Here is an 18,565-nt window from a genome sequence, read left to right as displayed (position 1 = left end):
GCTCCGGGGCCGCGGCGGGGACGCCCCGCGCCTTCCCGGCGGGGACGGCCGCAGCGGGGGCGAGGGCCTGGAGCAGCGCGGCGTCGCGGGCCGCGAGCGCCGCCACCCCGTTCGCCTCCGCCTGCAGCGCGTGCTGCGACGCGGCGAGCCGCGCCGCGCCGGCTTGGAGCCGCCCGTCGAGCTGGCGCAGGGCGCTCGCGCGGAGGTCGGAGGTGAGGAGGTGGAGGGCGGCCGCACCGGCCCCGACCACGATGAGCGCATAGAGCCAGAGCTTGAGCCGGTTCATCGTCCGCCCTTATAGGCGGCTTGCCGAGGGGGTGTCAAACCTGCCGCCGGGCGAGCGAGCGCCTCTTTTCTTCCGTGTTCCCAGGCGCTTCGACGCCGGGCCCGGGTTCACGCATAGTGCACGATGCCCCGGATCGAGCAGGCGGCTGGCACGGGGCCGGACCCCGGGCCAGAAGGGGCGCCGCCCCCTCGCCCTGTGTCACGTCCGAGTGCACCTTTCCTCCGTACGATGCTGTTCCAACCTCGATCGGGCTGCCCCTCCGGGCCGGTCCGACTCGCCCGGAGACCCACCTCGTGAAGCGACTCCTGCTCGCGCTCCTCCTCGCCACCCCGCTCGCCGGCAGCGCCGACGAGGGCATGTGGACCTACGACGCGTTCCCGTCGGATCGCGTGGCCCGCAAGTACGGCTTCGATCCCTCCGCGGCCTGGCTCGACCGCGCCCGGCTCGCCTCCGCCCGCCTCGCCGGCGGCTGCTCGGCGTCGTTCGTGTCGGACGGCGGCCTGATCATGACGAACCACCACTGCGTGCACGGGTGCGTGGAGGATCTCTCCAGCGCCGGCAAGGACCTGGTGGCGAGCGGATACCTCGCGCGCTCGGGCGCGGAGGAGCTGCGCTGCCCCGCGATGCAGGTGGACCAGTTGCTCCGGATCACCGACGTGACGAAGCGCGTGCACGGCGCGCTGGCGGGGCTGGAGGGCGCGCGCTTCAACGCCGCGCTCGTCGCCCAGAAGGCCGCGATCGAGAAGGAGTGCCAGGGCGGCGACCCGGGCCTGCTCTGCGAGCTGGTGGAGCTGTACCACGGCGGCGTCTACAGCCTGTACCAGTACCGCCGCTACGACGACGTCCGCCTCGTGTTCGCGCCGGAGTTCGCCATCGCGTTCTTCGGCGGCGACCCCGACAACTTCATGTTCCCGCGGTACGACCTCGACGTCGCGTTCATCCGCGTGTACCGGGACGGCAAGCCGGCGCCGACCCCGGACCACTTCAGCTGGTCGCCGGCCGGCGCCCCGGCGGGCGCGCTCACGTTCGTGTCCGGCAACCCCGGCAAGACCGAGCGGCTGCTCACGGTGGCGCAGCTCGAGTACGTGCGCGACCACGCCCTGCCCGACGCGCTCGAGCGGCTGGCGGAGGAGCGCGGCCTGCTCACGGGCTTCCAGCTCACCGGCCCGGAGGCGAAGCGCGTCTCCACCTCGCGGCTCTTCTACAACGAGAACAGCGTCAAGGCGCGCCGCGGCCAGCTCGCCGCGCTCCGCGATGCGGCGTTCTTCGCGTCGAAGGTGGCGGACGAGAACCGGCTCCGCGCCGCGCTGCGTCGCGATCCGGCGAAGGCCCGGAAGTACCTCCCGGCCTGGGACCGCATCGCGGCCGCGCAGGTGCGGGCGCGCGCGCTCGACGTCCCCTACGACTGGCTCGAGCTCTTCCCCTCGGGGCGCACCCGGATCGGCGGCGACCTGTTCTGGATGGCGCGGCACCTGGTGCGCGCCGCGGAGGAGCGGAAGAAGCCGGACGGCGAGCGGCTGAAGGAGTACCGCGACACCGCCCTCCCCTCGCTCGCGGACCGCGTCGACAGCGCCGCGCCCATCGACGCGGCCTACGAGACCGTCCGGCTCGGGTTCTGGCTGGAGAAGGTGCGCGAGCGGCTCGGGACGGATCACGCCGCCGTGAAGCACGCGCTCGGGACCGCCTCGCCCGCCGAGGTCGCGCGCAAGGCGGTGGCCGGCACGGCGCTGCGCGACCCGGCGGTCCGCAAGGCGCTCTGGGAGGGCGGCGCGGCGGCGGTGGAGGCCAGCAAGGACCCGCTCATCGCGCTCGCGCGCGCCACGGACGCCGACGCCCGCGCGATCCGCACGCGGTGGGAGGACGAGGTGGACTCGGTCGAGACCCAGAACCAGGCGCTCATCGCGCAGGCCCGGTTCGCCGTCTACGGCCGGACCATCTACCCGGACGCCACCTTCTCGCCGCGGCTCTCCTACGGCCAGGTGAAGGGCTGGAAGCAGGACGGGCACGAGGTGCCGCCGTTCACCACCTTCGCGGGCGCGTTCGAGCGCCACACCGGCAGCGAGCCCTACGCGCTCCCGAAGAGCTGGCTGGACGCGAAGCCCCGCCTCGACCTGGCCACGCCGCTCGACTTCGTCACCGACAACGACATCATCGGCGGCAACTCCGGCTCGCCGGTGTTCGACCGCGACCTCCGCATCGTGGGGCTGGCCTTCGACGGCAACCTGGCCTCGCTCGGCGGCGACTACGGGTTCGACGACTCGGCGAACCGCGCCGTGGCGGTCCACTCGTCCGCCATCGTCCACGCGCTGCAGCGCGTCTATGGCGCCGACCGCCTCGTCTCGGAGCTCGGCGCCGGGCCGGCCGGCACCGCCGGGGCCGCCACCCCGCCGGGCGGCACCCGCAGCACGAAGTAGCGAGACGGATCGCCGCGGGCCCGGGTGCCGCCGAGGCGCCCGGGCCCGTCCATTTTGCCGCGCCGCCCCGCCCAGGGCCCCTGGTATCCTCCGCCGCCTCAAGGAGACCGCCGTGACCGCTTCCGCCTCCGCCCTCGATCGCTTCTTCGGCCTCCGTGCCCGCGGCACCACCGTGCGCCGCGAGATCCTGGCCGGCACCACCACGTTCATGACCATGGCGTACATCCTGTTCGTGAACCCGGAGATCCTCGGGAGCGCGGCGGGCGCGGGCCACTTCGCGGCGATCCTCACCTCGACGGCGCTGGTGGCGGCGGTCATGACCGCCGCCATGGGCCTGTTCGCGAACCTGCCGCTCGCGCTCGCCTCGGGGATGGGGCTGAACGCGGTGGTGGCGTTCGGCCTGGTGCTGGGCAAGAAGCTCTCCTACCCGCAGGCCATGGGCGTCATCGTGGCCGAGGGCGTGCTCATCACGCTGCTGGTGGCGACCGGCCTGCGGCAGGCGGTGGTGCGCGCCGTGCCGATGACGCTGAAGCGCGCCATCGGCATCGGCATCGGCCTGTTCCTCGCCATCATCGGCTTCAAGGCCGCGGGCTTCATCTCGGCCGGCGGCGCGCTGCTGCAGCTCGGCCCGGAGGGCGCGGCGGGCCGGCTCACCGGGTTCCCGGTGGTGCTGTTCGCGCTGACGCTCGTGTTCACCGCCTGGCTGGTGTCGCGCGGCGTGCGCGGCGCCCTGCTCATCGGCATCGCGGTCTCGACCGCGGTGGCCGTCACCGCGAAGGCGGCGTTCGGCGGCGCGGGCTTCGCCCCGCACGTCGCCAACCTGCCCACCTCGATCTTCGGCCTGCCGGACTTCTCGATGCTCGGCCAGGTGGACTTCTCGTTCGTCGCCGTGCTCGGCCCGCTCGCCGCCTCGCTGGCGGTGTTCTCGATCATGCTCTCCGACTTCTTCGACACCGTCGGCACGGTGGTGGCGGTGGGCCAGGAGGCGAAGTACCTCGACGAGAAGGGCAACTTCCCGCGCGCCAGCACGGTGCTGATGGTGGACTCCCTCGCCGCGATCGCGGGCGGGCTCGCCGGCGCCAGCTCGGCGACGACCTACGTGGAGAGCGCCGCGGGCGCGGCCTCGGGCGGCCGGACCGGGCTCACCTCGGTGACCACGGCGGCGCTGTTCGCGCTGTGCCTGTTCATCTCGCCGCTCGCGGGCATCGTCCCGCCGCAGGCCACCGGGGCGGTGCTGGTGCTGGTCGGCTACATGATGATGCGCGACGTCGGCGCGATCGCCTGGGACGATCCCACCGAGTCGATCCCGGCGTTCCTGACCGTGACGGTGATGCCGTTCACCTACTCGATCACGAACGGCATCGGCGCGGGCTTCGTCTCCTACGTGCTCCTGAAGCTCGCCGGCGGCAAGGCGCGCGAGGTCCACCCGCTCATGATCGGGGCCTCGATCGCGTTCGTGGTCTACTTCGCCATCGGCGGGTAGGCGGCGGGCCGGCGGGCGCGCGCGGGAGGGCCCGCGGCGGCCGCGCCGGGCTCACGCGTCCCGCGGCACCGCGATCATCCGCTCCAGCGCGCGGCGCGCGCCGGCGGCCACGTCGGGCTCGACCTTGACCTCGTGCTTCCCGCGCACCAGCGCGTCGCGGATCATGAGCAGGTCGATCATCTTCATGTAGGGGCAGTGCATCCGGCACCCGATGCAGCCGTCGGCCACGATGAACTCGCGGTCCGGCCAGCGCTTCTTCATCTGGTGCACGATGCCGTGCTCGGTGGCGACGATGAACGTCCGGGCCGACGGGAACTTCTCCACCGCGGAGATCATCGCGGTGGTGGAGCAGACCACGTCGGCGATGTCGATCACGTCGGCGCGGCACTCCGGGTGCGCGATGACCACCGCCTCGGGGCGGCTGGCGCGCACCTTCTCGACGTTGGCCGAGCGCAGCACGTCGTGCACGGGGCAGCAGCCGTCGTAGACCACCACCTCCTTCTCCGGCACCTTCGCCGCCACCCAGCGGCCCAGGTTCCGGTCCGGCGTGAACAGGATCTTCTGCTGCGGCAGCGAGCGCACCACCGAGGCGGCGTTCGCGCTGGTGCAGCAGATGTCCGAGAGCGCCTTCACCTCGGCGGTGGAGTTCACGTAGGTGACGACCGCGTGGCCGGGGTAGCGCGCCTTCCAGTCCTCCAGCGACTCGGCGGTGATCGAGTCCGCCAGCGAGCAGCCCGCGGACAGGTTCGGCAGGAGCACCCGCTTGTCCGGCGCCAGCACCTTGGCCGACTCGGCCATGAAGTGCACGCCGCAGAAGACGATGGTGGACTGAGGCACCTTCTGGCCCACGATGGCGAGCTGCAGCGAGTCGCCCACGTGGTCGGCCACGTTCTGGACCTCGGGCAGCTGGTAGTTGTGCGCCAGGATGACCGCGTCCTTCTCCTTCGCCAGGGCGCGGATCTCCGCCTCGAGCCCGGCCACCTCGGCGGCGGGGAGGTCGCTGCCGGTGCCGGGGTTCGCGACCGGATCGTGGATGGGGACGACGGGCAGGGTCATGGCTTCACCCGGGCGCCGCGCGCGGGCTTGATGTCGCCCGTGCCGGCGGGGAAGAGGCGCCAGAACTCGCGGCGCACGAGGCCGACCAGGGTGGCCGATTTGGAGAACCCGTGGTAGCGGGCCACCGCGTCGAGCATCGCCACGTCCTCGTCGGTGGCCGAGTAGCTGCGGACCTTGGCCGCCCTGCCGCCCTGCCGCTCGCCGTTCTTTCGGTTCATGCGCCGCGGTTCCGACTGCTCGAACAATTATATAAACGTTCGCGAAGACGTACGCATCCTACGCCGCCTGCGCGCTCCGGCGCAACCCGCCCGGCGCCGGCCCGCGCACGCCGGGCCTTGCGCGCCGCGCCGTGAGCGGGCATCCCTGGCGGCGTGCGCCTCGTCGTCACCACCCCGCTCCGCCCGTCCGCCGAGGAGGAGCGCGACGCCGTGCTCGCCGCGGCGCGCTACGACCTGCCCTACGCCGCCCGCGGCGGGCGGGCGCTCACCCGCGTGGTCGCTGCGGCCGGCGGCGAGACCGCCCTGGTGCTCTCCGCGGCGCGCGCGGTGCTCGTGGCCGGCGGGGCCGAGCACGCCTGGTCGCCGGGGATGGGCATCCTGCGCATGAAGCGGGTGCTGGCGGCGCGCGCCTCCGGGCGCCCCGCCGCGCCGCCCGATCGCGATCCGTTCACCGAGGCGGCCGGTCTCGAGCCCGGGGATCGCGTGCTCGACTGCACGGCCGGGCTGGGGGCGGACGCGCTGGTCGCCGCCGCCGCGGTCGGGCCGCGTGGCGAGGTGCTCGGCCTCGAGTCCTCGCGCGCGCTCGCCGCGTGGACCGGCGAGGGGATGCGCCGCCTGGAGCACGAGCCGGCGCGGCGGGTGGAGATCCGCTGCGCCGACCACGCCGCGTTCCTCGCCGCCGCGGCGGACCGGTCCTTCGACGTGGTGGTGTTCGACCCGATGTTCCGGCACGCGCGCGCGGAGCCGGGCGGGTTCGACGTGGTGCGCCGGCTCGCCGACGCGCGGCCGCTCGCGCCGGAGGCGCTGGCCGAGGCGCGGCGCGTGGCGAGGCGCTGGGTGGTGGTGAAGGACGGCGCGCCGGGGTGGGACCTGGCGCGGCTGGGGCTGGTGCCGCTGCCGAGCGCGCGGGGGGCGCATCGGTATTATGCGAGGGTCGTGGCGGGGTGAGGGCCGGGGGGGCTGGGCTACGAGGGTCCGGCGGGATCTGGACCGGTCCTGCGTGGCCGGAACCGGGGGCGGCGGGATCGGCTCACGAGAGGCCCGAGCGCGGGGCGTGGCACGCGGAACGTGCGCGAGGTGGGCACGGGTGACGCACCGAGAGTGCACCCGTTTTTCCTCGCGTGAACGCTTGACCGCGTTCAGGCGCAGCGCGGCGTTCGTGAGCAGCGGCGTTCGGGCGCAGCCCTCTCGCGCGCTCCTGGGGCGCCGCTGCGGCGCGCGGACGTCAGCCGAGGGGGCGCGGACCCCTGCTCGCGTTCGCGCGCCCTGAGGCGTTCTCGCGCGTTTTACGATGCGCGAAATTCGCGTGCGATGCTTCGTGCATGGACACCGCACTCGAGTTCACGAAGCGTCTCGTCGTTCTCCTTCGCTCCGAGCGCCACGCCATGGCGGAGTTCCTGGTCGCCCTCGCGGAGTTCGACCGCAGGGGGCTGTGGAGGGAGCGCGGGCACACGTCGCTGTTCTCGTTCCTCCGCCGCGAGCTGGGACTCTCGGCCGGCGCGGCCCAGTACCGGAAGACCGCCGCCGAGCTCATCCAGCGGTACCCCGCCGTCGAGGGCGCGCTCCGGGACGGCCGGCTGTGTCTGTCCTCCGTCTGCGAGCTGGCGAAGGTGGTGACCCCCGACAACTGCGCCGAGATCCTGCCGCGGTTCTTCGGGCTGTCGAGCCGGGATGCGGCTGCGGTCGCTGCTTCGATCCGGCCCGTGGAGAACCCGCCCCGCCGCGAGGTCGTCGTGCCGGTCCGGGCGGTCAGTGCGCCGGCGTCGGTGGCGGCGCCCATCTCGGCGCCGATTCCATTTCGGGCGCCCGAACCAAACGCACCCGACCGGGTCGAGCCCGCGGGCCATCCGGATTCCGCTCGCGGTGGTCCTGTCGAACCGCGAGCCGTGGGGGCGTGCCCGGTGGCGCTCACTCCTGGGCTGCCCCCTGCCGCCAGGCCCAGCTCGGTGGACTGGCTCGACGGGGACTCCGCGCGGATGCACCTCACCGTCTCCAAGGCCTTCCTGAAGAAGCTCGACGCTGCCCGCGATGCGCTCTCCCACGCGATGCCCGGCGCCTCCCGCGAGAAGGTCCTCGAGGCCGCCCTCGACGTGCTCCTCGCCGACCGCGCCCGCCGCAAGGGGCTCATCGCTCGGCCGCAGAAGAAGGCTCGCCCCTCGAAGGCGGACCACATCCCTGCCCACGTCCGCCGGGAGGTCTGGGCGCGGGACGGCGGGCGGTGCACCTTCGTGCTCGCGTCCGGGGAACGCTGCGAGTCCACGCACCAGCTCGAGCTCGACCACATCGTGCCGCGAGCGCGCGGCGGGGGCTCGACGGAGGACAACCTCAGGATCCGTTGCCGGGGCCACAACCTCGCGGAGGCGCGCCGGGTCCTCGGGGACGCGCTGATGGACGGGTACGCGCCACAAACGAAGAGGCCGGCCGCGCCTGCGCGCGACCGGCCCCGGAGTTTTCCGAGCGGCGGAGGCTAGGCCTGCGCCGCGGCCCCGCCGGCGGACGGCGCCTCGGGCTTCGGGCCGCCGGGCTTCGCGAGGAACTCCTCGGGGCGCTCGAGCACCAGCGCCTCGCGCAGCACCTCGTCGGCGTGGTCCACGGGCACGATCTGCAGCTTCTCGCGGACGCGGCGCGGGATCTCGCGGATGTCCTTCTGGTTCTCCTTCGGGATCAGGACCTTCTTGATGCCGCCGCGGTGGGCGGCGAGGACCTTCTCCTTCAGGCCGCCGATGGGGAGCACGCGGCCGCGCAGCGTGATCTCGCCGGTCATGGCGACGTCCTTGCGGACGGGGATCCGGCAGAGCGCGGAGACCAGCGTCGTCGCCATGGTGATGCCGGCGGACGGGCCGTCCTTGGGGATGGCGCCCTCGGGCACGTGGACGTGGATGTCCACGTTCTCGAGGAACCGCTTGTCGAGGCCGAGCAGCTCGGCGCGCGAGCGCACGTAGCTCATGGCGGCCTGCGCGGACTCCTGCATCACCTCGCCGAGCTTGCCGGTGATGGTGAGCTTGCCCTTGCCGGGCATGACCTGCGCCTCGACGGTGAGCAGCTCGCCGCCGAGCTCGGTCCAGGCGAGGCCGGTGGTGAGGCCGACCTGGTCCTGCTCCTCGGCGGTGCCGTAGCGGTAGCGCGGCGGGCCCAGGTACTTCTGCACCATCCGCTCGCTGACCACGTACGTCTTCCCGTCCACCTGGCCGGTCTTCAGCACGTCCTTCGCGATCTTCCGGCAGATCGAGCCGATCTCGCGCTCCAGCGAGCGGACCCCGGACTCCTTGGTGTACTTGTGCACCAGGGCCCGCAGCGCGCTGCGCTTGAACTCGACCGGCACGTGCTCGAGGCCGTTGACCTCCTTCTGCTTCGGGATCAGGTACCGCTGCGCGATGGAGAGCTTCTCCAGGTCGGTGTAGCCGGCGAGCCGGATCACCTCCATGCGGTCCTGCAGCGGCAGCGGGATGCCCGCCATCGTGTTCGCCGTGCAGATGAACATGACCTTGGAGAGGTCGTAGTCGAGGTCGAGGTAGTGGTCGTTGAAGTTGAAGTTCTGCTCGGGGTCGAGCACCTCGAGCAGCGCGGCCGACGGGTCGCCGCGGAAGTCGGTGGACATCTTGTCCACCTCGTCGAGCAGGAACACCGGGTTGCCCGAGCCCGCCTTCTTCAGCGACTGGATGATCTTGCCGGGCAGCGCGCCGATGTACGTGCGGCGGTGCCCGCGGATCTCGGCCTCGTCGCGCACGCCGCCGAGGCTGATGCGCACGAAGCGGCGGTTCATGGAGCGGGCGATCGACTTCGCGAGCGACGTCTTGCCCACGCCCGGCGGGCCCACGAAGCAGAGGATGGGGCCGCGGATCCGGTCCACCAGCTTCTGGACCGCGAGGTACTCGATGATCCGCTCCTTGGGCTTCTTCAACCCGTAGTGATCCTCGTCGAGGACCTTCTCGGCCTCGGGGATCTCGAGCTTGTCCTCGGTGTAGTCGTACCAGGGGAGCGAGAGGATCCAGTCGATGTAGTTGCGCACCACCGTGGCCTCGGCGCTCATCGGGCTCATCATCTTGAGCTTCTTGAGCTCCTTCTTGGCCTTGAGGGTGGCCTCCTTCGACATCTTCTTGTTCTTGATCTTCTCCTCGAGCTCCTGGATCTCGTTCTTGAACTCGTCGCGCTCTCCGAGCTCCTTCTGGATCGCCTGCATCTGCTCGTTGAGGTAGTACTCCTTCTGCGTCTTCTCCATCTGCTTCTTGACGCGCGTCCGGATCTTCTTCTCGACCTGCAGGATCTCGATCTCGCCCTGCATCAGCTCGTAGAGCTTCTCCAGCCGCTTGGCCGGGGACTCGGTCTCGAGGATCGACTGCTTGTCGTTCAGCTTGAGGGAGAGGTGCGCGACGATGGTGTCGGCGAGCCGGGCCGGGTCGTCGATGGACGACACGGACGTCAGCATCTCCGGCGGGATGCGCTTGTTGAGCTTGACGTAGGCCTCGAACGTCGAGTGCACGGAGCGCATCAGCGCCTCGAGCTCGACCGTGCGCTCGCTCTCCTCCTCGATGTCGTCCGCCTCGACCACCAGGAACTTGTCCGAGTCGAGGAAGCGGCGGATGCGGGCGCGCTGCTTGCCCTCCACCAGCACCTTCACGGTGCCGTCGGGGAGCCGGAGCAGCTGGATGATCGAGCCGACGGTGCCGACCGCGAAGATGTCGTCGGCGGCGGGCTCGTTCGTCTTCGCCTTCTTCTGCGCGCAGAGGAGGATGGCCTTGTCGTGCGCCATGGCCTCCTCGAGTGCGGCGATCGACTTCTGACGACCGACGAACAGCGGCACCACCATGTGGGGAAACACGATGATGTCGCGGAGCGGGAGGAGCGGCAGCGTGCGGCTCTTCTTCCCGTCCTTCTTCCCGTCGTCGTTGCGCGAGAAAATGGGCACGGTGTTCAGGCTCCTTGATGGCCCCGGAGCTGCCCGTCGAGGCCGGTGAGAGACTAACACTTAACATCCGGGCCGACCCCGTTCTTCGGGACCGCACACAGGTTTCGCACCGGCCGGGCTCCCCCGCCCGCCCGCGCTCTTGTCGGGCGTCCCGCGCCCCGCTACAAGCCGGGACCCATGTCCTTCGACCAGGTGGCCGCGCACGTTCGCCGCGGCGAGATCGGCCGGCGTACCTTCGTCCGCACCCCCTTCGGGCGCCGGCTCGTGACGTACGCCGACCTGACCGCGACCGGGCGGGCGCTCGCGCCCGTGGAGGCGCTGGTGGCCGCCGCGCGGCCGCTCTACGCGAACACCCACACGGCCATCTCCACCACCGGCCGGGTCACCACCCGGCTGCGCGAGTCGGCGCGGGACGCCATCGCACGCGCCGTGAACGCGGGCCGGGACGACGTGGTGCTGTTCGTGGGGAGCGGCGCCACCTCGGCCGTCAACAAGCTCGTCGGCCTGCTGGGCCTGCGCATCTCCGAGCCGCTGGAGCGCGCGTACGGCCTCTCGCGCCACCTCCCGGCGGACGAGCGGCCGGTGGTGCTCGTCTCCCCCTACGAGCACCACTCGAACCAGCTGCCCTGGCTCGAGTCGGTGGCCGAGGTGGTGGAGGTGGAGCTCGACGGCGACGGCCAGGTGGACCTGGCCGACCTCGACCGGAAGGCGGCCCGCTACGCCGGACGCCCCCTGCGCGTGGGCGCGTTCTCGGCGGGGTCGAACGTGACCGGCGCGCTCACCGACGTGCGCGCGGTCGCGCGCGTGCTCCACCGCCGCGGGTTCCTGGCCTGCGCCGACTACGCCGCGGCCGGCCCGTACGTCCCCATCGATATGCACCCGGCCGACCCGGACGAGCGGCTCGACGCCATCGTGGTGTCCACCCACAAGTTCGCGGGCGGGCCGGAGGGATCCGGCATCCTCGTCGCGCACCGCGACCTGTTCCGCAGCCGCACGCCGGAGCGGCCCGGCGGCGGCACCGTCGAGTACGTGGCAGCGTTCGACCGGCTCTCGGTGGACTACACCGAGCGGCTCGCGGAGCGCGAGGAGGGCGGCACGCCGGACATCCTGGGCGACGTCCGCGCCGGGCTCGCGTTCCTGGTGAAGGAGGCGCTGGGCCCCGAGGCCATCCTCGCGCACGAGACGGCGCTCGCCGAGCGCGCCATGGCGCGCCTGCGCCGGCACCCGCGCATCCAGCTCTACGGGCCGGCGCGCGGGCCCCGCCTGCCCATCCTCTCGTTCAACGTGGAGGGGCTGCACCACGACTTCGTCTCGGCGCTGCTCGACCACCTGTTCGGCATCCAGAACCGCGCCGGCTGCTCCTGCGCGGGGCCGTACGGCCACCGGCTGCTGGGCATCGGCCCGGAGCGCTCGGGCGAGCTCCGCCGGGCCATCGCGCTCGGCGTGCTGGCGCTGAAGCCGGGCTGGGTCCGGATCTCCCTGCCCTACACGGCCACCGACGAGGAGATCGAGTTCCTGCTCGAGGCGGTGGAGCTGGTGGCGGACCACGGCGAGGCGTTCCTGCCGCTGTACCGCCTGGGCTGGGGCGACGGGATGTGGCGGCCGCTGGACGCGGCGCCGGCCGATCCGGTGCCGGTGGAGCTGACGGTGGAGGCGGTGCGCGCGGCGCTCCTGCGCGACGAGCCGCCGGCGACCCCGGCCGAGGAGCCGGTCACCGACGCGCAGGCGGCGGCGCTGCGCCGCGACTACCTGGACGAGGCGCGGCGGCTCGCGCGGGAGCTCGAGGCCCGCCACGCCGCCCAGCCCCCGCGGTGGAACCCGCCCACCGGCGACGCGTTCGTGGACCGGCTGGTCTGGTTCCGCTACGTGCACGCGGACCCTTCGACCCCGGCGGCCCAGGAGCCGCTCGCTCATCCCTAGCGTAGCGCGGCCCGTGGGCCGCGCGGAGTCGAGGGACGCTCAGGGTGAGCCGGTCGGGCCCGCTCATGGTGAGCCCGTCGAACCAGAAGTCGAGGGACGGACGGCCTAGGCCGACTCCGCCTCCTTCTGCATCACCACGAGCGGCGCCTCGTGCTTGTCCACGACGTCCTCGGAGATGACGATCTCCCGGACGTTCCGGCGGCTCGGCACGTCGTACATGATGTCGAGCATCGCGTTCTCGAGGATGGCGCGCAGGCCGCGGGCGCCGGCCTTGTTCTTCATGGCGGCGCGGGCGATGGCCACCAGCGCGCCGTCGGTGAACTTGAGGTTCACCCCGTCCATCTCGAGCAGCTTCTTGTACTGCTTCACGAGCGCGTTGCGCGGCCGGGTGAGGATGTCCACCAGCGCCGGCTGGTCGAGCTCCTCCAGGCTGGTGATGACCGGCAGGCGGCCCACGAACTCCGGGATCATCCCGAACTTGAGCAGGTCGTCCGGCTCCACCATCGCGAGCAGCTCGCCCACGTTCTTCTCGGTCTTCGACTTCACGTCGGTGCCGAAGCCGAGGCTGCGCCCGCCGGAGCGCCGCTCGATGATCTGCTCCAGCCCGCAGAACGCGCCGCCGCAGATGAAGAGGATGTTGGTGGTGTCGACCTGCAGGAACTCCTGCTGGGGGTGCTTGCGACCGCCCTTCGGCGGGACGTTCGCGCGACCGTGCCCTCGATGATCTTGAGCAGCGCCTGCTGCACGCCCTCGCCGGAGACGTCGCGGGTGATCGACGGGTTCTCGCTCTTGCGGGCGATCTTGTCGATCTCGTCGATGTAGACGATGCCCTTCTGCGCCCGCTCGATGTCGTGGTCGGCGGCCTGCAGCAGGTTGACGATGATGTTCTCGACGTCCTCGCCGACGTAGCCCGCCTCGGTGAGCGTGGTGGCGTCGGCGATGGTGAACGGGACGTTGAGGATCTTGGCGAGCGTCTGGGCGAGCAGCGTCTTGCCGGAGCCGGTGGGGCCGAGCAGCAGGATGTTCGACTTCTGCAGCTCGACGTCGTCGATGGAGACGCGGCTCTCGATGCGCTTGTAGTGGTTGTGGACCGCGACCGCGAGCGTCTTCTTGGCCCGCTCCTGGCCCACCACGTACTCGTCGAGGATGGTCTTGATCTCGGACGGGCGCGGCACCCGCAGCTTCTGCTCGCGCTTCTCCTCGCCGGCGATCTCCTCGGCGATGATGTCGTTGCAGAGCCCGATGCACTCGTCGCAGATGTAGACCGTCGGCCCGGCGATGAGCTTCTTCACTTCCTTCTGCGACTTGCCGCAGAAGCTGCAGCTCAGCGTCTCGCGCTTCTCCACGTGCCACCTCCGGTTCGCGAGCCCGCTTCCTCGGCTGCTTCCCCTGGTGAGGATGCCCTCCGGCGCCTCGCCTGTTCCTTCATCTTACTGTGGCTTCTTCTCCGCCGCCTTCTTGTGCAAGAAGACGTCGTCGATCAGCCCGTATTCCTTCGCCTCTCCGGCGCTCATGAAGTAGTCCCGCTCGGTGTCCCGCTCGATCCGCTCGATCGGCTGGCGGGTGTGCCGGGCCATGATCTCGTTCAGCTTGGCCTTGAGACGGAGCGCCTCCTTGGCCTGGATCTCGATGTCGGTGGCCTGCCCCTGGAAGCCGCCGGAGAGCTGGTGGATCATGATGCGCGCGTTCGGCACCGCGAAGCGCTTGCCGGCGGCGCCGCCCGCGAGCAGGAAGGCGCCCATGCTGGCGGCCTGCCCGAGGCAGATGGTGGACACCTGGGGCTTCACGTACTGCATGGTGTCGTAGATGGCGAGCCCCGAGGTCACCGAGCCGCCCGGGCTGTTGATGTAGAGGTTGATGTCCTTGTCCGGGTCCTCGGATTCGAGGAAGAGGAGCTGGGCGATGATGACGTTCGCCACGTCGTCGTCCACCGGCGTCCCCAGGAAGATGATCCGGTCCTTGAGGAGCCGCGAGTAGATGTCGTAGCTGCGCTCGCCGCGGTGGGTCTGCTCGACCACGTACGGCATGGGGATGTAGGGCATCGCGGATCTCCGACGTTCGCTACTGCTGGATGGTTGCGGCGGAGGAGAGCAGCGAGAGCGCCTTCTCCTCCCTGATCCTGTTCTTTAGCGCCTCGCGCGCGTCCTTGCCGCGCGTCTGCTGCTGGACCTTCGCCAGGGGCATCCCCAGCTCGTCCGCGATGCGGGCCGCCTCGGCCTCCAGGTCCTCCTCGGTGACCTCGACCTTCTCCGCGTCGGCGATCGCCTCGAGCAGCAGGGCGCCGCGCACCTGGAGGAGCGCCTGCTCGCGCAGGTCGGCGCGCATGCGCGAGACGTCGAGCTGGAGCTGGCGGATGTCGATGCCCTGGCGGGCGAACCGCTCGGCCGCGCCCTCGATCATGGTGTCGATGGCGCGCTCCACCAGCGCGGGGGGCACCTCGAACTCGTTCTTGGCGAGCGCCGCCTTCACCAGCGCGTCCTTCAGCTCCGACTCGGCGCGCCGCTTCTCGCGCTTCTCCAGGTCGGACCGGATCCGGGTGCGCAGCGCGTCCAGCGTCTCGACGCCCTCGATGCCCAGCTCCTTGGCGAGCGCGTCGTCGAGCGCCGGCGCCTGGCGGACCTTCAGCGCCTTCAGCGTGACCTTCATGTGCGCCGTCTTCCCGCGCAGCGCCTCGTCGCGGTGATCGGCCGGGAACGGCTCGTCGAGCTCGACGGTGTCGCCGATCTTCTTGCCCTTCAGGGCCTCGACGTTGCCCTCGGTGATCGGACCCGGCGCCACCTTGACGGTCACCCCCTCCGCCGTGCTGCCGTCGAACGGCTTCCCGTCGATGGTGCCCTCGTGATCGATGACCGCCCAGTCGCCCTCCTGGGCCTCGAAGCGTCCCTCCACCGCCACGAGCTGCGCCATCGAGTCCTGGATCTTGGTCAGCTCGGCGGAGACCGCCTCGTCGGTGACCTCGGGCGGCTTCCGCGTCACCTCGAGGCCCTTGTAGTCCTTGGGCTCGAGCTTCGGCTTCACCTCGACGCGCGCCGAGTAGCGCATGGGCTTCCCCTCGGCCACACCCTCGGTGATGGAGACGCTGGGCGCCGCCACCACCGGCAGCGCCTCGACCCGCACCGCCTCCGTGAACGTCTCGGTGACGATCCGCTCGGCGACCTCGCCCTCCACCTCGGCCTTGAACTGGCGCTCCAGCACCTTGCGCGGCGCCTTGCCGGGCCGGAAGCCGCGCAGCTTCACGCGGCGCGAGAGGCTGGCGTACGCGCGATCGAGCTCCTTGGCGACGCGATCGGGGTCCACCTCGATGGTGACCTTCCGCTCGACGGGGGAGACCGTTTCGACCTGGATCTTCATGTCCTGTTCGACCTTTGCGGGTGTGTGGGCGGGGAAATCGGCTAGTGCTACGTGCCCGCCGGTGGCGGGTCAAGGGTGAAGTGGGCGGGGAGGGGCTCGAACCCTCATGCCTTGCGGCACTGGATCCTAAGTCCAGCGCGTCTGCCAGTTCCGCCACCCGCCCCCGGGCGCCTCTTTACCATGCTCGCGAGGACGGGGAGCCGCGTCCTGTAGTACACAGGACCCCGTGGAGTCGCACCACGACCATGCACCCGACGACCCCTGCCTGCCCGCCTGCCCGGGCTGGTCGCAGGGCGCGCTCGAGCTGTTCGCGCTGCAGCGGCGGTACGGCGAGATGCTGGAGGCCTGCCGCACCGCCTCGGCCATCGAGTGCGTGATCGTCGCGCCGGCCGCACCCGCGGTGGAGATCCCCGAGTACCTCCACGAGGAGGAGCTGGTCCGCGTGAACCTGGTGGTCGGCCGGGACACGCCGGAGGTGCTCCTCGACGAATGGGGGATCCGCTGCAACCTGACGTTCCGCGGGCGCCGCTTCGACTGCGCGTTCCCGTGGCCGTCGGTGCTGGCCGGGATCCTCAAGCCGCCCGAGCGCAAGCGGCCCCGCTTCGGCGTCATCCAGGGCGGCAAGAAGGACTAGGCCGCGCCGCTACCGCGGCCGGAGCACCACCACGTGGTTGCGGAGCGCGCCGCCGCCCCAGCGGGCGTCCACCGCGCCGTCGTAGACGCCCAGGTCCTCGACGCGGAAGCGCTGCGCCAGCTCCGGCGCGAGCACCCGGTCCGGCGGCTCCGAGGTCATGAGCAGCAGCGGCGGCGCCACCGGCGGCTCGGGGCGCTCGCGCGGATCCCAGGCGTGGATCTCGCGCCCGCTCGCCCAGATCACCTCGATGAACTTGCCGGTGACGTCGCCGGCGCGGAAGAACGGCACGCCGGCGAGGTCGGCCCGGTGGCGGAGCTCGCCGTAGGGGCGGTAGCCGGGGTTGCGCGTGATGATGGCCGGCACCTGGCCGAGCACCAGCACGCAGGCGGCGGCCACCATCCCCACCATCCCGCCCCACATCACCAGCGGGCGGTGGCGGAGCCCGGCGTGCCCGAGCAGCGCGGCCAGCGCCCAGAACACCGCCGCGACCGCGGCGAGCAGCGGCCAGCCGGGGGCGACGCCGCGCGCGCGGAGCGCGAGCCAGAGCGCGAGCGGGACCGCGGCGGCGACCGCCGCCATGAGCCACGCGTTCGCCCGGACGATGGCGCGATCGGCGCGGGTCTCGGCGCCGGCCCGGAACGCGTCCGCCAGGGACCGCACGTAGAGCGCCGTGAGGAGCGCCATGGGCACGAGCACCGGGAGCAGGTAGCGCTCCTTCTTCTCCGGGAAGAGCGACAGGAGCAGGACGCCGGTCCAGATCCAGGCGGCGAGCAGCCGGTAGTCGCCGTAGCGCGCCACGCGGCGGCGCGCGTACGGGAACACCAGCGCGGCGGTGGCGAGCACGGCCCACACGCCCGACTGCGCGGTGAAGCTCCAGTACTGCCAGAACGGCCGCACGTTCCGGTTGATCCAGGCGGTGGACTCCTTCTGCGCGACGTACGCGGAGGCCTCGGGGCGGGTCAGCCAGGCATAGGCCGGCCAGGCCGCGCTCGCGGCGAGCGCGAGGGCCACCGTGAGGAGCAGCGGCCGCCACGCGGCGCGGTAGGGCGCCGCGCCGGAGGAGAGCGTCCGCGCCACCAGGTACGGGAGCAGGAGCGAGAAGAAGGAGACCGGGCCCTTGGAGAGGAACGAGAGGCCCATGAGCAGGCCGGCGGCGGCGAAGCTCCCGAGCCGCCCGGCGGGGCGGGCCAGGCCCCGGTGCAGCTGCCAGATCGCGCCGAGCATGAACGCGTGGCAGAAGATGTCCCAGGTGATGTCCCGGGCCATGAAGAACACGTAGAACGAGGTGGCGGCGGTGCCGGCGGCGAGGAACGGCGCGAGCCGGTCCTCGGTCAGCTCGCGCGCCAGCAGCCACGCGAACGCGACCAGCAGCGCGCCGGCGAGCGCGGCCGGCAGGCGCAGCCGGCCGAGGTCCTCCTCGCCGAACGCCCCCATGGCGACCGCGGTGGCCCAGGTCGGCAGCGGCGGCTTCTCCAGCCGCGGCTCGCCGTTCATGGTGGGCAGCAGCCAGTTGCCCTTCTCGAGCATCTCGCGCGCGGTGGTGAGGTTGCGCGACTCCATGATGTTCGCGGTGAGCGCGCCCGCGTTCACCACGAACGTGCAGGCGCAGAGCGCCGCGAGCAGCAGGAGCTGGGCCCGCCCGCCCAGGCCGGGCGGGCCGGCGCGACCGGGCGCGGCGCTCATGCGGCGGGGCGGCGCTGGGTGCGGAGGCCCAGCACCAGGTTCGGGAGTACGCCACCGCGCCGCCGGCCTGCCCGAAGAACAGCACCGGGTCGCGGCGGAACACGGCGTAGACGAGGATCATGGTGGAGCCGACCAGGCTCACCACCCAGAAGCCGTTCGAGAACACCGACTCCTTGCGCGACTCGGAGTCGATCCACTGCATCACGAAGCGGAACGTGAACACCACCTGGCCCACCGAGCCCCACACCTTGAGCCAGAGCGGGATCTCCACGTTGCCGAGGATGTCGCGCAGGTTGCCGGGCGCGCTGGAGACGAGGTACGCGACGCTGAGCACCGGGACGAGGTAGGCCGCCCAGCGGAAGGGCGCGCTCACCGTCATCCAGCGCTGCTGGAGGTGCAGGTTCCGGATGTAGATGAAGTAGACGATGAGCTGCCCGAGGACGATGGCGAAGTCCTTGCGCAGGATCCCGTAGACGAAGAACAGGATCCCGCCCAGCAGGCTGAGCTGCCAGAAGACCACCGGGGAGATGGGCTTGCCGGCCTTCTCCGAGTGGAACCACTGCACCAGCATCCTGGCGGCGAACAGGAGCTGGGCGGTGAACCCGACGGCGAAG

At 71.8% G+C, this 18,565-nt stretch carries 12 protein-coding genes, 1 tRNA gene and 2 pseudogenes; 6 read left to right on the top strand and 9 right to left on the bottom strand.

The features are described 5' to 3' along the window. The first annotated feature begins 579 nt into the window (after positions 1-579). Both ACOQFB_RS03715 and ACOQFB_RS03710 read left to right on the top strand, forming a co-directional pair. Entirely contained in the window at positions 580-2,700 is a 2,121-nt protein-coding gene (locus ACOQFB_RS03715) for a S46 family peptidase (protein WP_421608667.1), read from the top strand. Between the two features lie 112 nt (positions 2,701-2,812). Then, positions 2,813-4,183: an NCS2 family permease gene (locus ACOQFB_RS03710; protein ID WP_421608666.1), complete on the top strand. Its 1,371-nt coding sequence runs from the start codon at positions 2,813-2,815 to the stop codon at positions 4,181-4,183. A 51-nt stretch (positions 4,184-4,234) separates the two neighbouring features. Here the strand turns inward: ACOQFB_RS03710 and nadA are convergent, their stop codons facing one another. Next, on the bottom strand, positions 4,235-5,239 hold the full coding sequence (gene nadA / locus ACOQFB_RS03705) for a quinolinate synthase NadA (protein ID WP_421608665.1): 1,005 nt from the start codon (positions 5,237-5,239) through the stop codon (positions 4,235-4,237). Beyond that, positions 5,236-5,457 carry a hypothetical protein gene (locus ACOQFB_RS03700; protein ID WP_421608664.1) on the bottom strand — a complete coding sequence of 74 codons (222 nt, stop codon included), beginning with the start codon at positions 5,455-5,457 and terminating at the stop codon, positions 5,236-5,238. Before ACOQFB_RS03700 ends, nadA begins: the two co-directional genes overlap by 4 nt. 153 nt (positions 5,458-5,610) lie before the next feature. Between ACOQFB_RS03700 and ACOQFB_RS03695 the strand changes: the two genes are divergently transcribed. Both ACOQFB_RS03695 and ACOQFB_RS03690 read left to right on the top strand, forming a co-directional pair. Then, positions 5,611-6,405, top strand: coding sequence for a class I SAM-dependent methyltransferase (locus tag ACOQFB_RS03695; RefSeq protein WP_421608663.1), 795 nt, complete (start codon positions 5,611-5,613; stop codon positions 6,403-6,405). Between the two features lie 374 nt (positions 6,406-6,779). Beyond that, positions 6,780-7,928 (top strand): HNH endonuclease, encoded by a 1,149-nt coding sequence (locus ACOQFB_RS03690; RefSeq protein WP_059437400.1) that lies wholly within the window; start codon positions 6,780-6,782, stop codon positions 7,926-7,928. Here ACOQFB_RS03690 and lon read toward each other — a convergent pair. After that, positions 7,925-10,357, bottom strand: coding sequence for an endopeptidase La (lon, locus tag ACOQFB_RS03685; RefSeq protein ID WP_059437416.1), 2,433 nt, complete (start codon positions 10,355-10,357; stop codon positions 7,925-7,927). The two genes, ACOQFB_RS03690 and lon, sit on opposite strands and share 4 nt — an antisense overlap. 183 nt (positions 10,358-10,540) lie before the next feature. Between lon and ACOQFB_RS03680 the strand changes: the two genes are divergently transcribed. Next, positions 10,541-12,283, top strand: coding sequence for an aminotransferase class V-fold PLP-dependent enzyme (locus tag ACOQFB_RS03680; RefSeq protein WP_421608662.1), 1,743 nt, complete (start codon positions 10,541-10,543; stop codon positions 12,281-12,283). A gap of 105 nt (positions 12,284-12,388) precedes the next feature. Here the strand turns inward: ACOQFB_RS03680 and clpX are convergent. From clpX to ACOQFB_RS03660, 4 genes and pseudogenes are all read right to left on the bottom strand, one after another. Then, positions 12,389-13,629, bottom strand: a pseudogene (gene clpX, locus ACOQFB_RS03675) (ATP-dependent Clp protease ATP-binding subunit ClpX). An 84-nt stretch (positions 13,630-13,713) separates the two neighbouring features. After that, positions 13,714-14,325 (bottom strand): ATP-dependent Clp endopeptidase proteolytic subunit ClpP, encoded by a 612-nt coding sequence (gene clpP / locus ACOQFB_RS03670; RefSeq protein ID WP_012527421.1) that lies wholly within the window; start codon positions 14,323-14,325, stop codon positions 13,714-13,716. A gap of 19 nt (positions 14,326-14,344) precedes the next feature. Then, positions 14,345-15,634, bottom strand: coding sequence for a trigger factor (gene tig / locus ACOQFB_RS03665; RefSeq protein ID WP_421608661.1), 1,290 nt, complete (start codon positions 15,632-15,634; stop codon positions 14,345-14,347). 81 nt (positions 15,635-15,715) lie between these two features. Then, positions 15,716-15,797: transfer RNA gene (locus ACOQFB_RS03660), tRNA-Leu, on the bottom strand. 63 nt (positions 15,798-15,860) lie between these two features. On the opposite strand from ACOQFB_RS03660, the gene ACOQFB_RS03655 reads away from it, so the two are divergent. Then, positions 15,861-16,268 carry a hypothetical protein gene (locus ACOQFB_RS03655; protein ID WP_059437403.1) on the top strand — a complete coding sequence of 136 codons (408 nt, stop codon included), beginning with the start codon at positions 15,861-15,863 and terminating at the stop codon, positions 16,266-16,268. Between the two features lie 9 nt (positions 16,269-16,277). On the opposite strand, the gene ACOQFB_RS03650 is transcribed toward ACOQFB_RS03655, so the two are convergent. Beyond that, positions 16,278-17,951, bottom strand: coding sequence for an ArnT family glycosyltransferase (locus ACOQFB_RS03650; RefSeq protein WP_421608660.1), 1,674 nt, complete (start codon positions 17,949-17,951; stop codon positions 16,278-16,280). A gap of 100 nt (positions 17,952-18,051) precedes the next feature. After that, a pseudogene (locus tag ACOQFB_RS03645) lies at positions 18,052-18,522 on the bottom strand (lipid-A-disaccharide synthase N-terminal domain-containing protein); the annotation flags it as partial. Positions 18,523-18,565 lie beyond the last annotated feature (43 nt).

The sequence above is a fragment of the Anaeromyxobacter sp. Red801 genome (genome assembly GCF_049201065.2).
In the GTDB taxonomy this organism is placed as follows: Bacteria; Myxococcota; Myxococcia; order Myxococcales; family Anaeromyxobacteraceae; genus Anaeromyxobacter.
This window is presented reverse-complemented; position numbering and strand designations above follow the sequence as displayed.